Annotated in this window: 10 protein-coding genes; 7 read left to right on the forward strand and 3 right to left on the reverse strand. The window is 52.3% G+C overall.

All coding sequences use genetic code 11. From position 1 onward, the window contains the following. Positions 1-103: 103 nt before the first annotated feature. Positions 104-1,228, reverse strand: coding sequence for an NADH:flavin oxidoreductase/NADH oxidase (locus tag ABDX87_RS28170; protein WP_346830849.1), 1,125 nt, complete (start codon positions 1,226-1,228; stop codon positions 104-106). Between the two features lie 186 nt (positions 1,229-1,414). On the opposite strand from ABDX87_RS28170, the gene ABDX87_RS28175 reads away from it, so the two are divergent. From ABDX87_RS28175 to ABDX87_RS28185, 3 genes are all read left to right on the forward strand, one after another. Continuing rightward, on the forward strand, positions 1,415-2,299 hold the full coding sequence (locus ABDX87_RS28175) for a LysR family transcriptional regulator (RefSeq protein ID WP_346830850.1): 885 nt from the start codon (positions 1,415-1,417) through the stop codon (positions 2,297-2,299). A gap of 602 nt (positions 2,300-2,901) precedes the next feature. Next, a complete protein-coding gene (locus tag ABDX87_RS28180) occupies positions 2,902-4,113 on the forward strand; it encodes a carboxymuconolactone decarboxylase family protein (RefSeq protein ID WP_346830851.1) in 1,212 nt (403 codons plus the stop codon). Positions 4,114-4,326: 213 nt separating this feature from the next. Then, positions 4,327-5,064: an SDR family oxidoreductase gene (locus ABDX87_RS28185; protein ID WP_346830852.1), complete on the forward strand. Its 738-nt coding sequence runs from the start codon at positions 4,327-4,329 to the stop codon at positions 5,062-5,064. 218 nt (positions 5,065-5,282) lie between these two features. On the opposite strand, the gene ABDX87_RS28190 is transcribed toward ABDX87_RS28185, so the two are convergent. Then, complete coding sequence (locus ABDX87_RS28190) at positions 5,283-6,170, reverse strand: SDR family oxidoreductase (protein WP_346833643.1); 888 nt, start codon at positions 6,168-6,170, stop codon at positions 5,283-5,285. Positions 6,171-6,267: 97 nt separating this feature from the next. Here ABDX87_RS28190 and ABDX87_RS28195 point away from each other — a divergent pair, with 97 nt between their 5' ends. From ABDX87_RS28195 to ABDX87_RS28210, 4 genes are all read left to right on the forward strand, one after another. Beyond that, complete coding sequence (locus ABDX87_RS28195) at positions 6,268-7,092, forward strand: helix-turn-helix transcriptional regulator (protein ID WP_346830853.1); 825 nt, start codon at positions 6,268-6,270, stop codon at positions 7,090-7,092. Between the two features lie 753 nt (positions 7,093-7,845). Further along, on the forward strand, positions 7,846-9,204 hold the full coding sequence (locus tag ABDX87_RS28200; RefSeq protein WP_346830854.1) for an MFS transporter: 1,359 nt from the start codon (positions 7,846-7,848) through the stop codon (positions 9,202-9,204). Positions 9,205-9,246: 42 nt separating this feature from the next. Continuing rightward, positions 9,247-10,377 carry a muconate cycloisomerase family protein gene (locus tag ABDX87_RS28205; protein ID WP_346830855.1) on the forward strand — a complete coding sequence of 377 codons (1,131 nt, stop codon included), beginning with the start codon at positions 9,247-9,249 and terminating at the stop codon, positions 10,375-10,377. A 13-nt stretch (positions 10,378-10,390) separates the two neighbouring features. Then, complete coding sequence (locus ABDX87_RS28210; RefSeq protein WP_346830856.1) at positions 10,391-10,690, forward strand: YciI family protein; 300 nt, start codon at positions 10,391-10,393, stop codon at positions 10,688-10,690. A gap of 62 nt (positions 10,691-10,752) precedes the next feature. Here ABDX87_RS28210 and ABDX87_RS28215 read toward each other — a convergent pair whose 3' ends face one another. After that, entirely contained in the window at positions 10,753-11,631 is an 879-nt protein-coding gene (locus ABDX87_RS28215; RefSeq protein ID WP_431061191.1) for a LysR family transcriptional regulator, read from the reverse strand. Positions 11,632-12,944 lie beyond the last annotated feature (1,313 nt).

Raw genomic sequence — 12,944 nt, forward strand, 5'->3', positions numbered from 1 at the left:
GGAGCCTAGGGGCCACCTTTGACGGTAGTCGCATGTGGCGCTTCAGGCCACTGAAGACCAGGGTTCATTGGTTACATCTCGCTATCTTGTGCTGTTCAGGACGTCACGCGGCATCATCGGGGGTCCTAACCTCAAAATTCTCTAACCAGAAGGCATATGACGCAGGTAGGGTAAGCCAGGACGCTCGATCCAAACCAAGTGATTTAGCAGCCGCGTAAGGCCAGCGCGGATTGGCCAGCAGCGCGCGACCGACTGCAATGAGATCGGCGTGACCGTGTTGAATGGCCTCATCGGCTACCGTCGGTTCGCCAACCCCCCACGCTAACGCGACTGGTAAGTCGCACTCCTGGCGGATGCGTTTTGCCACAGGCGCCATGAACGCGGGTGCGCTCCAAGGGATAGTAGCTTCTGGCACGGAAAACCCGACGCTCACGCTCACGAAGTCAATACCTGCCTGCTTCAATAATTTGATGAGTTCAATTGACTCAGCCAATGTTTCTTCATCTCGACCATCGTATTCAACGACACCGAGCCTCGCCGAGAGCGGGAATTCGTCTGGCCAAACCTCGCGAACTGCTGAGAATGTTTCAAGGATGAATCTCGCTCTGTTTGCAAATGTTCCGCCGTAGATGTCTTTGCGGTGATTGGAGTGAGGAGAAAGGAAGCTATGCGCTAGAAACCCATGGGCGAAATGGAGTTCTAGCCATTCGAATCCCGCATTCAAAGCGCGTTGAGCGGCTTTAACGAAATCATCCTGCACCCGCGCAATGTCTGTAATGCTCATTGCTGACGGCACTTTCCAACTTTTTTGGCCGCCGAAAGCGATAGGCGAAGGTCCGATAGTCGCCCATCCATTGGGCTGCTCGTCTGCAATTTGATCGTCGCCCTCCCATGGGCGGTTGGCACTTGCTTTACGACCAGCATGCCCGATTTGAATCCCGGCCACCGCGCCCGCTGCTTTGATTGCCGCAACTGCAGGTCTAAACGCTTCCGCTTGTTGGTCGTTCCATAGACCGGTGTCCCCCCAAGTTATTCGACCTTCCGGCGACACTGCTGTCGCTTCGACTGTGATAAGCGCAGCGCCGCCAGCTGCGAGCTGCGCTAAGTGAGCTTTATGCCACTCGCCAATCACTCCATCTTTTACCGCGTACATGCACATGGGCGCCGCAACGATACGATTGCGCAAAGTAATACCCTTTAGCGTAAAAGGTTCGAATAGACTTGACATGATTTTCTCAACCTATTGAGACCCAGGACCAATTCAGCCATGACAGGGCTGACTCTTCAGCACAGACTACTAATGCGCGAGGGGCGCAAAAAGGCCCTCAGCAGACTCATACTGGTAACCTGTAGGACGCAATAGAAGCCCAGGCTTATTGCAACTCGTTCAAGATCCGTTAACTGGAGGTCCCATATGGATCTAGCGGCAATCAACGCTTTTGTCTCGGTCGGCGACAAAGGGGGCTTCCGCGCCGCCGCTGACGCATTGGGAGTCACGTCAGCTGCAGTAAGCAAGGCCGTGTCTCGGCTTGAAGCGCAATTAGGCGTAATGCTGGTAGCTCGCACGACGCGTGTTGTCCGCCTCACGAGCGCAGGAGAAATTTTCCATGCTCGGTGCAAGGGTATATTGGCTGATCTGGATCTGGCGGGAAAAGAAGCAGCAGAAAGCTCAGAATTCCCATTAGGCCGCCTGGTTATAAGCGCATCGAGAGCATTTGGCCGCTTACGAGTTTTGCCGGTAATTGCAGAGTTTGTGAAGCAATATTCTCAGGTGGAGGTTGAGGTTCGTCTAAGCGACCGGCCAGTCGATCTCGTTGCCGAAGGCGTCGACTTAGCGATCCGGATTGGTCATTTGCCTGATTCCAGGCTTATCGCTACACGTGTAGGCCAGACTCGGTACGTTGTATGTGGATCACCCGAATATCTCGCCAAAGCTGGCGTGCCGAGGCACCCCGATGAGTTATATCAACACTACATGGTTGGTTATGTCGCACCTGATACAGCCGTTCGGTTTGTTTACCACTTCCAAGACGACGGCATTGCGAGGACGATGAGCTTTCCTTCGCGAGTGACAGTAGACGATGGTGAAGCGCTCGTCGTAGCCGGTATCAAATCAGTTGGTCTTGTAATGGTTAACGACTACCTTGTAGAGCCCCACCTCAAAGATGGCAGCCTTGTCCGCGTTTTGTGCGAGTTTGAAATGCCACAGGTTCCAATCAGCATCGTTCTCCCCAATAGGAACCCGTTATCGGCCGTACGGGCGTTTTCCGCAATGCTCAGTCGCCATCTAGCGCGTTGAGCATCAATCCATTCATCATCGAGTACTCACGTTTAAATGATGGGCTAAGTGATCTCGATAAGATGAAGGCAAAACGTGGTATGGAATGCATAACTCCATCCAATCGTAAAAGATTACCCTCAGATGCCGGCTACATTTCAATCTCAATCTAATTGAGGATCTAGTCTGGATTGCATGACGCCTGCGTGCCTAAGCCCAAGCAGTACCTGCCAGTTGTCCCGCACACCGATTTGGTTTAAGCAAGACGATTCACGCAACGCCGATATGTGGGATGACGGCACACCAGGAATTGGTGAGTAGTGCAGATCCGAATATAGATTGGATTTGACAGGTGCTGGATTCGCCACGCGACATCAATGAGGCACATCCCGTCGTGTCGGTAGTGGCTAGCGTGATCCTAGTAACATGGAAGCTGCCGAGCGTCCTGTCACGGTCGGCAGAATTGAGCAATTATCCCGGACGAATCAGCTATCGATGAAGGAGGGATGGACGTAGCGTAGGGCTCACTATACACCGAGCTTCCCCCTCGATGCCCTAGCAATGGGGCGTCTTAGGTCGCTGGATTTGCAGTGATTTCGTCGGTTGCGGCTTTGGAGGTTGATATGTCAGTCAAATTGGGTCAATCGGATTTTGATCGAGGCCTGGAGCTCTTGAAGCGCATAGGTGGTAGCGACTTCGATGGACCTGTCGCTAAGCTGGCCGAAGTGTCCAAAGACATGGCGGAGCTAACTGTCGCTTTCCCCTACGGACAAATTTTGTCCAGAGGCCTGCTAGACCTGAGGACCCGTCAGATCTGCACCGTCAGCTGCCTGGCTGCGCATGGCTCCGCGCAGAACCAGCTGCGCTTTCACATGCACGGCTTATTGAACGCTGGAGGAACGCCGCAGGACTTGGTCGAGCTTATGTATTTGTCGACCGCATTGATCGGTTTTCCAACGGCAATAAATGCAATAGACATTTTGAGAGAAATCTTTAAAGCAAGGTCGATTTCTTATCGAGATACACCTACTGAATCTTCAACCTCGAACCCAGATCGGTATGTCAATGGGCTTTTGGCCTTTGAAAGGCTAATGCACTTGCCGGCAGAGGAATATGTCGGTGCGCTGACGAAATTGTCCCCAGAGATAGCTAAGTGGACGATGGAGTTTGAGTTTGGTGACGTTTTTGCTCGTTTGGGTCTTAGCCCCAGAGACAAACATTTCATTGCTATTTGCATGCTGGCAACGGTGGGTAATCGTCAAGTTCAACTTGGAACTCATTTGAAGGCCGCATTAGCATGCGGTACGACTGTAAATGAGATTTCCGAAGTTTTTATCCAGTTGAGTGCCTATGCGGGTTTCCCCACAGCGTTGAACGCTTTCTCCGTCCTAAGCGCGACCATGAATGAACCACATGTACCGCATGACAAATCAACTCATCCCCCATCCTCCAATGACGAGGGCAGTTCGCGGATGGAAAAGGGCTTCGCATCACTTGCTGCCACTTCCGGCGGGTCGGGCGAGGCTGTAGTACGGAGCTTTGATGACATCGCTCCTGATATTGGTCGCATGATCGTAGAGCATTCATACGGCGACATTTTTTGCCGCGACGGAATCGACCCAAAAACTCGGGAACTTACGGCTTGCGCTGCTCTAGCCGCTAAGGGAACCCGTACAACCGAGACGCCACTTCGCGTGCACGTCAAGGCGGCCCTCAAGGTGGGCGCAAGCAAGACCGAGCTTATTGAGACCATGCTAAATCTTCTTCCTTACTGTGGATACCCCGCCGTACAGGCTGCTTTACTTATTGTTACCGAAGAAATTAGCGATGGTTAAAGGCGGCCTGATGACCGATATCTGATTCATATCAAGCATGACTTATATCCAAAGCATCCAGGTGCCGTCGAGATAGCTTTTATTACTCGTTACCCGTTCCGGCCTACAAGAGCATTAATCAGGAAATCAGGCCCATGGGTAATGCGCCAATTAGCATGACGTCCCCTTAACGGAATGTAGACGAATTCACTCAAAGACAGCGGGAATGAAAAAATGAATAATATCGAGCAAAAAGTTGTGGCGATTACGGGGGCAAGCAGCGGTATCGGCGAAGCGACCGCACGCCTTTTAGCAAGCAGAGGTGCGAGTGTCGTGCTGGGAGCACGTCGTACTGACAAACTTGAGGCATTGGCGCGGGAGATTAGTGCAGAGGGCGGTGTCGCTCACGTGTGCCCGCTCGATGTCACCAGTCTGAGTGACATGCAGTCGTTTATTGGCTTCGCTGTTGAGCTGCACGGTCGTGTAGACGTCATGGTGAATAATGCCGGCATCATGCCACTATCCAAGCTTGAGGCGCTTAAGGTAAATGAATGGAACCAGATGATCGATGTAAATATCCGTGGAGTGCTTCACGGCATTGCGGCTACCCTACCACTGATGAGGCAACAAGGATCTGGTCAGATCGTCAATATCGCGTCTATAGGCGCGTATGCGGTGAGCCCAACGGCCGCCGTGTATTGCGCGACTAAGTACGCTGTCCGCGCTATTTCTGAGGGGCTTAGACAGGAAGTCGGAGGCGGTATACGCGTCACCGTAATCGCCCCTGGCGTAACAGAATCAGAACTGGCGGACAGCATCTCAGACGAAGGAGGCCGCGCTGAAATGCGTGAGTTTCGGAACATTGCCATTCCCGCCTCAGCCATTGCCCGTGCAATCGCGTATGCCATTGAACAGCCAGATGACGTTGATGTGAGTGAGTTGATTGTACGACCCACTGCGAGCCCATTCTGATGCTGTCATCATTTGCTGATAGATCGGGCATGCTCAAGGTCCCATGATGCCGAGACCAGTCTCAGAATTAATCTGCTGACCATTGACGGATGCCGAGTGCTGAGTCGGGTGGCACGCCGTTGAGGAAAGCCGTTCGCGTGGGCAATACCGCTTGGTTGACGTAGCCGTCCGACGAACTCATCTATCCACCTGAGTAAACAAGAATTTTCAAATGGCTTTCAAACGTGAACCATATTTTCCAAGTCAGCCAAAAGCGTTGGACTGTCGGTACTCCAGTTCAACCACTCCCTCGTCTTGGCGCTTGAGGCGGACATATCTTTACTCACAAAAGGAGTAAGCCAGCCAAAATGTGCCATTGCCTCTTCAGCGCTTACAGCGTCGACGGGAACCCCTACGGTATGCGCGATTGTCTGCGCAATGCTTTTGAACGAAATAGCCTCCTCAGCGGTAGCGTGATAGCGCGACCCTGGCTCACCCTTTTCTAACGCTAGCCGAAACAGCCGTGCGGTGTCGTTGATATGCGCTGCCGACCAATTATTAAACGTACCTTCGATGTACGCAGATACTCCAGTCTTTCGAGCCAACTCAACCAGATTCGTCACGAGGCCTTGTTTTCTGGTGTCATGGATCTGAGACAGCCGCATGACAGAGACATTGACACCTCGTTGCGATAGCTCCAACCCCGCCAATTCTGAAGCCACCCTCGGATTTGGGTGCTCAGAATGGAAGAAGCTTTCAATAGCTTTTTGGCCTGGTACTGCCGAGCCCATTGCAGTGCTTGAAGTGATCACAAGCGGGCGGTTGCTTCCTTCCAGTACGGTGCCGAGAGCAATGATTGCGCGTCGATCCTTCTGGCAATTTTCGGCAAAATTCGCGAAGTTATGATCAAACGCTGTATGAATCACAGCGTCACATTCACCGGCACCGCGCTGCAAACTTTGCAGGTCTTCAATATCACCCTGATGTGCTTGCGCTCCCATTTCCGCGAGCGCTCGACCCCCTGAATCGGAACGCGTCATCCCCAAAACATGATGCCCCGCATGAATTAGCTCTAAAGCGACCTGCGAGCCAATGAATCCTGTTGAACCTGTCAGAAAAATACGCATCATCGAAATCTCTAAGTGCTGAGTCGATAGCGTGCGCTTATGCTACATCCTGTAAAAGACGGTACATTATCAGGGTATAGGTTCTAACAGGATGAGCATGACTGGGCAGCCAACCGACACGCTTGGACGCTACTTGAAAGATTGCAGGGCACGACTCGACCCGTCAGTGTTCGGATTTCCGGCGGGTCGTCGCCGCACTCCGGGGCTACGCCGGGAAGAGGTAGCTGCGCGGGCGAACATCAGCCCCACTTGGTACACATGGTTGGAACAAGGGCGTGGCGGTAGCCCTTCAGCGGAGGTGCTGACCAGAATTGCGGAAGGTCTGTTACTAACTGATTCTGAGCGTGAGCACCTTTTTATGCTCGCTTTCGGTCATCCGCCAGAGGCGGTTTACAAGCCGCCTGAAGGTGTGACGCCCAAGTTGCAACGTCTAATAGACTCTTTTGAAACGAACCCTGCGATCATCAGGACAGCAACTTGGGATGTGCTCGCATGGAATCGAGCCGCAGCGGTGGTGCTTACCGACTATGCGACTTTACCGATTGATCAGCGAAATATCCTGCGTCTGATTTTTTGTAATCCCAAGATCCGAGCGGGACAAGTTGACTGGGAGGCAACGGCCCAGTTCGTGGTCGGCGCTTTCAGGGCAGATGCCATCCGTGCAGGTGCACAATCTGAGGTCGCCAAGCTAGCCGAAGAGCTTTGCTCAAAAAGCACCGAATTTGCCTCAATGTGGCGAGACAACGATGTGCGTGCTCGTGGCGACGGAGTTAAACGCCTACGACACGAAACACTTGGTTTGATCGAATTGGAATACTCCGGATTTGCCGTAGATGGCCGCCAGGATTTGGGTATGATCGTTTATAGCCCTTTAACGACATCAGAAGCTGATCGAATCCGAAGACTTATCCAAGGATCATAAAAAAGCCGGGCCTTTGCGTATATCATTACCTGCTGGCCGAAGTGTTGGGCGAGTCAATCAGGGATGCTTTCTTCACATGAAATCTATCTACGGAGATTGGTGAACGTCTAACGTCCTAATGTTTTCGAATGCTTACTCATCCGTAAGCAATTTATGAGCACAGGCAGCCTGCGCCAAATATCCATCACAGGGAGCGGCTTAAAATTTGAATCTACCCTTCTGACGACGGGAGTAGGCCGTTGCTACTCGGGCGTTTTGAGGGCTTAGAGGCTTCGGGGGCAGTTGTTCAGCAGCCTCGCCACGTTAATAAGCATGGCTAATGGTCGGTCCACCGGCTCGTCCTTTCGCATTAGGTGTCCTACCAAGTTGCTGATTTCGCCATCTGGCTCAGTGTCAAGGGCGCCCATGCCGGGTTGGTACCCTCTTTTACGGCCGTCAGTCTAAATGAGATTTGGGTTTACATTGTCGGCGCCACCCGCTGACCTTTTCATCTTGCCTTATCGGCAAGTCCTCATATGTTGGTCGCAGCACAGGAGATGTCCGCCATATAGATTTCATAGGACGCTTGAGGCGAGTTGCATCCCGCTTTTCGATCGGGGATCAAGGCCATCAGACTCACATTACCGGCCTGAATACACACAATCCTGCCTTTCTGTGCGATCAGAAATCCTTATCGTAACCCGGCGAATTAATTATTAGACGCAATCGTTGGAATGGCGGATATTTGAGTCACTACAACAAGAGGAACCGGCGATGCATAATAAAAAAGACGCCCTCACAGTCCACGATCGCACAATGCGGCTGAACGAGAATGCCGCTAAAACTCGCTCACAGAGTGAATTGGTAAACTCGTCGCGAGCGTTAAACCGCAAGATCGCCTGGCGAGTAGTGCCGCTCGCTGTGATTGGTTACATCATCGCGCAAATCGATCGAACCAATGTGGCCTTCGCAAAACTCCAGTTTCTGGATGACCTGTCATTTAACGACGCTATATATGGAATGGGGGCTGGGCTGTTTTTTGCCGGCTACTTCCTTTGTGAAGTGCCCAGCAACATTTTGCTCTCTCGCATCGGCGCCCGGTTGACGTTTACACGTATCATGATTTTGTGGGGAGCCTTGTCCGTTGGTATGGCGTTTGTCACCAACCCTACGCAGTTCTATGTCATGAGATTTTTGCTGGGAGCCGCGGAAGCAGGGTTTTTCCCAGGAATTATTCTCTATTTTAGCTATTGGCTGCCTAATGATATTCGAGGCAGAGCCATCGCGTTCTTTGCAATGGGCGCATCCATTGCAGGAATAGTCGGCGGCCCCCTGTCCGGTTGGTTGATGTCACTCGACGGTGTGCACGGCCTGCGTGGCTGGCAGCTTCTGTTTATTTATGAAGGTATTCCTGCAATTTTGCTGGGAATATTTTGCTATTTCTACGTCGATGATAAACCTAGTGATGCAAAGTGGCTGACGAAATTAGAGCGGGAACTACTCCAAGAGCGGCTGGCGGCTGAAGCACCAAGCAATCTAGCGGCTCATAAATCAATACGTAGCGCTTTCAAAGAGCCAACCGTTTATCTGCTTGCTCTAGCCTACTTGTCCATTCTCGCGGGAACCCAGGCGGTGTCGCTTTGGACGCCAACCCTGCTCAAACAACTCGGTATCGGCATCACAACGATCGGTTTGCTCGCAGCCATTCCGCCCGCCGCGGCCATAATTTCTATTTTCTTTGTGGGAAGAAGCTCTGATCGCCGGCAGGAGCGTAAATGGCATTTCGCGTTGCCATTGCTTATAGCAGGGGCAAGCCTTGGTGCTCTAGGCCTGGGTCCGATGTCTGTCGCGGGGACTGTCGTCCTCATGACTATCGTCGCCAGCGGTGCATGGTCGGCCCTTTCAGTGTTTTGGACTATCCCTTCGGCATTTTTGTCTACCAATACGAAAGCTGCGGGGATCGGGTTCATCAGCAGCGCGGGTGCGATTGGCGGATTCATGAGTCCCAATATCGTTGGATGGTCCACTGCTGTCACCGGGACGTTATTCGCAGGATTCGCGGTAATCGGCGCGATGCTGGGGCTGTCCGCGTTCGCCTTGGTCATCTGCCTGAACAGACGAGCAGTGAAATAAGCAATAGTCTAAATTTTTCAGTGCCTTTAAACGGTGTATTTTATGCATATCGTTTCCGTTGAATCTATCATTGTCGATTTGCCAACAGTCCGGCCACATAAGTTGTCGATGGCAACTATCAATAGTCAAGGTCTCGTCATTGTACGTGTGTATGATGCTGACGGTAATGTTGGGTTAGGCGAAGCCTCTGTAATCCCTCACTACGGTTCAGAAACGGTCGAAGCCATTAAAATTGTGATAGACGGCTATCTGGCGAAAGCAGTGATTGGCGTCAATCCAACTAATCTCGAACTCATACATCAGAAGATGAATGAGTCTCTAAAGGACAACTTCTACGCTAAAGCCGCCATAGAGATGGCGTGTGTGGACTTGGCGGCTCGACGTTTAGGAGTTCCGTCGTACGCATTGTTCGGAGGCGCTGTTAGGGACTCGCTGCGGGTGCTGCTTGTGCTCGGTTATGGCGAAGCTGCGCGCGATATAGCACTTGCTGAAGAGAAGCTTGAACAGCGCTTACATGACCTATTTTTGGTCAAGTTAGGAAAAGGGGCGTTGAAGGATGATGTTGAGCGAGCGATCGCAATCAAGCAAACATTGGGTAACCGAGCACGAGTTCACGTCGATGCCAACCAGAGTTGGGACGAAGCGGCCGCCACTTGGGCGATTGAGCGACTTGAAGCTGCCGGAATTGCAGTCGTAGAACAGCCGCTGCCACGTTCTAATGTCGAAGGCATGCAGCGTTTGACGGAGCGCTTCACGGTCCCGATCATGGCGGATGAGGCAATCGACAGCGTTGAGAGCGCGTTCAACTACGCCCGCTACAGCGCAGCAGACGCCTTCTCGATCAAGATCACGAAGCACGGCGGCATGCTTCCCGCTCGCAAAGTTGCGTCCATTGCAGAAGCAGCTGGTGTTTCACTTTTTGGAGGGACGATGCTGGAAGGGGGCATAGGTACAGCAGCGTATGCACAGTTATTTTCAACTGTGCGCAAGCTCGATTGGGGTTGCCAGCTATTTGGTCCGCTTCTGTTCGCAGACTCGATTACCATCGAGAAATTGCAATACGCCGACTTCCAGCTCCAAGTCCCGCATGGGCCAGGGTTTGGAATGACCATTGATGAAGACAAGCTAGCGTTCTACCGCCGTGACAGCGGTAGTTTTAAGCCCAATAACTAATCTGGAGAGATGTATGCCGTATATCATCGAGACGTGGGACAAACCTAATTCCTTATCATTGAGAATGCTAAATCGGCCAGATCATCTGCAATACCTTGCTAAGAATGCCAAGGTGCTGCTCGCCTGCGGCGCGAAGCTTAATCATGATGCCTCAGACCTCGGTGGCGGCCTGTATATCATAGACACTGAGAACGAAGCGGAGGCGCAAAAACTGATTGAGGAAGATCCGTTTTACAAAGCGGGGCTGTTTGAACGCGTCTCTGTGACGCGTTGGAGAAAGGCTTACGTCGCAGGCGTCTGTTATCTGGAATGATAACTATATGCTGAAGACTGCCCGGGAACATTTGGGCATTTCAAGTTATTCTCTCAGCGCTTCTACCAGTGGCTAGCCGCCTGGTGATAAAGTTTGAAACATAGCTCAATAAATCGATTGGTCGCAGGGGAGTTGCCTTCGCTTCGAAACGCGATGGCGACGTCGGATGTTGGCAGTTCCCCTACCAACTCCTCATATACAACACCGGGCACTGCCAGTTTTATTACCGACTCAGGTACAAGCGCAATACCGCGTCCAGCTCCCACCAGACCGACAATTGTCGCGAACTGGTGGGAACGGCTAGCAACCTGGGGCTCGAAACCCGCAGTTCGGCAAATATGCAGAGCGGTATCGTAAAATCCCTGGCCTTCCTTAAGATGGGTAGTAAGGAACGGTTCGTCTTTCAGCTCAGGCAAATTTATGCTCTTACCTGAAAGCCTATGCCCTTTTCTAAGACAGGCCACTACCCGCTCTTTTTTCACTACGATTGTGCTGATGCCTTCAGGTAGCTTTCCTAGTGGAAGCCGAACTAGTGCAATGTCGGTGCGGCCTTCTTCCAAGTAACTGATTTGAAACTCTTGGTCCGCCTCAAGTAAGCCCACGGACACATTGGGAGCTATGTCTTCGTAAGCTGCCAGCAGTTCTGGCAAAATACCTGAGTACGCCATTGATCCCATATAGCTGATTTCGAGCCGACCGACTTCTCCGCGCTGCGCGCGAACGGCCACGAGCACTGCCCGCTCGACCTGAGCGAGGACACGGCGGGCCTCAGTTAGAAATTCTTTCCCAACCGGCGTGAGGCTGACGTTTCGAGGTCCCCGGTCAAAAAGTTGGACTCCTAGCTCCCTTTCCAGACGTTGGATATGCTGCGTCAGAGCAGGCTGCGCGATGCGAAGCTTTTCCGCCGCGCGGCCAAAATGCAAGATTTCGGACAGTGTCACAAACGACCGTATCCACCGTAAGTCCATTGCACATACCTCAGCTTGGCTGAAAAATCATTAGAGTGTGCTGCTAAGTGTTGCCCGCAGCCCAGGATGAAGACGTCCTTCACTAATAAATCATGTATACACGTAAGAGTGAGCAGGTGAAATGATGCGTTCTTCTCTCATCCTTATTTCGGGTGCGAGATTCAAGAAGAATAACAGTAAGCGTACGGGCAAAAATCCTTTAGACCTCACGATTCGTTCCATGGGGAACTCGGATGAGTAGCGCGAACTATTTTAACGCGCAGCTCTCGGTCCATGGGCTTTGGGCCAATCCACTGGATGGTATGACGCTGACATGACGCGACCAGCCCGATTCCGGGAGTGGAAGGAACTGGCTGCGACTGAATCAAAACCAGCATTAACGGCTATAAAAAATTTAAGGGGGGTTGGTGCAAGCTGAATTGCTCGCTTCTAAATGAGCCGCCAGGTCAGGGAGCGTTAGCTCACCGTGATCACGAAAATCCCGGGCACTCACATCCGATCAACGTGTTCCACGCGTGGACTGAGGCCATTGCGAGGCTTTTCACTCGCTTGATTCATCGTCCGCTACCCACGAGCGACATCCTTTAGGATCTGATAGACCTCACAGCATTAAGGTCTGTCTTGGTTACATCCAAGGGGCCGCGCCTTTGGGCAAGAATGATTCAAGAAGCACAGGATCTCATGGGCAATGCCAAGCGGGGTTCATTCCCCGCTGAACTTCGGGAGCCCCGAGCGAGATCATGGGTAGGCGAGGGCGAGGCTCATACACGTGCCGTCTTATCGTCGAGAGCGCTATGCAAAACGCCGTGACTGCATTCAACGGATCGCAGAGGCTCTTCACTGACGTACTGCGCCGGCAACCAAGATTCGGCGCAACGCATTTCAGAACCCCGTCGAGGGTTCAGCTCTTTGGGCTGCTGCAATAGGGCACGATTACGATAATCACCTCACCGCTGGTGAGATGGCCCAACTAACGACAGTCTTTCAGCAGCGTCATCTGCTAGCGCACACGCAGGGCGTCGTGGATGACGATTACATCAGGAAAACCAGTGACACTCGGTATAAGTCCGGGCAGCGATTGGTGATCAAGCGGGAAGCTGTGACTGAGGCGCCTACGCTGGTCGAGCAATTGACGCGTGGTATGCGCGACGACGCAAAAACAAGGAGTAATGCCATGATCGGCTGCTTTTGGCCGATAGCTGTCATCACTTGGCCGTATTCTGTAGGCGTTGATACCAACCCGCATAAGGCGTGTTATCAACCATATCCCTATTCAGATCCGGCGC

This window comes from Pseudomonas abietaniphila (assembly GCF_039697315.1).
GTDB lineage: Bacteria > Pseudomonadota > Gammaproteobacteria > Pseudomonadales > Pseudomonadaceae > Aquipseudomonas > Aquipseudomonas abietaniphila_B.

Bases quoted from the DNA above. Each gene is read 5' to 3' on its own strand.
- ABDX87_RS28170 (WP_346830849.1), bottom strand. From the start codon at position 1,228: ATGTCAAGTCTATTCGAACCTTTTACGCTAAAGGGTATTACTTTGCGC.
- ABDX87_RS28175 (WP_346830850.1), top strand. From the start codon at position 1,415: ATGGATCTAGCGGCAATCAACGCTTTTGTCTCGGTCGGCGACAAAGGG.
- ABDX87_RS28180 (WP_346830851.1), top strand. From the start codon at position 2,902: ATGTCAGTCAAATTGGGTCAATCGGATTTTGATCGAGGCCTGGAGCTC.
- ABDX87_RS28185 (WP_346830852.1), top strand. From the start codon at position 4,327: ATGAATAATATCGAGCAAAAAGTTGTGGCGATTACGGGGGCAAGCAGC.
- ABDX87_RS28190 (WP_346833643.1), bottom strand. From the start codon at position 6,170: ATGCGTATTTTTCTGACAGGTTCAACAGGATTCATTGGCTCGCAGGTC.
- ABDX87_RS28195 (WP_346830853.1), top strand. From the start codon at position 6,268: ATGACTGGGCAGCCAACCGACACGCTTGGACGCTACTTGAAAGATTGC.
- ABDX87_RS28200 (WP_346830854.1), top strand. From the start codon at position 7,846: ATGCATAATAAAAAAGACGCCCTCACAGTCCACGATCGCACAATGCGG.
- ABDX87_RS28205 (WP_346830855.1), top strand. From the start codon at position 9,247: ATGCATATCGTTTCCGTTGAATCTATCATTGTCGATTTGCCAACAGTC.
- ABDX87_RS28210 (WP_346830856.1), top strand. From the start codon at position 10,391: ATGCCGTATATCATCGAGACGTGGGACAAACCTAATTCCTTATCATTG.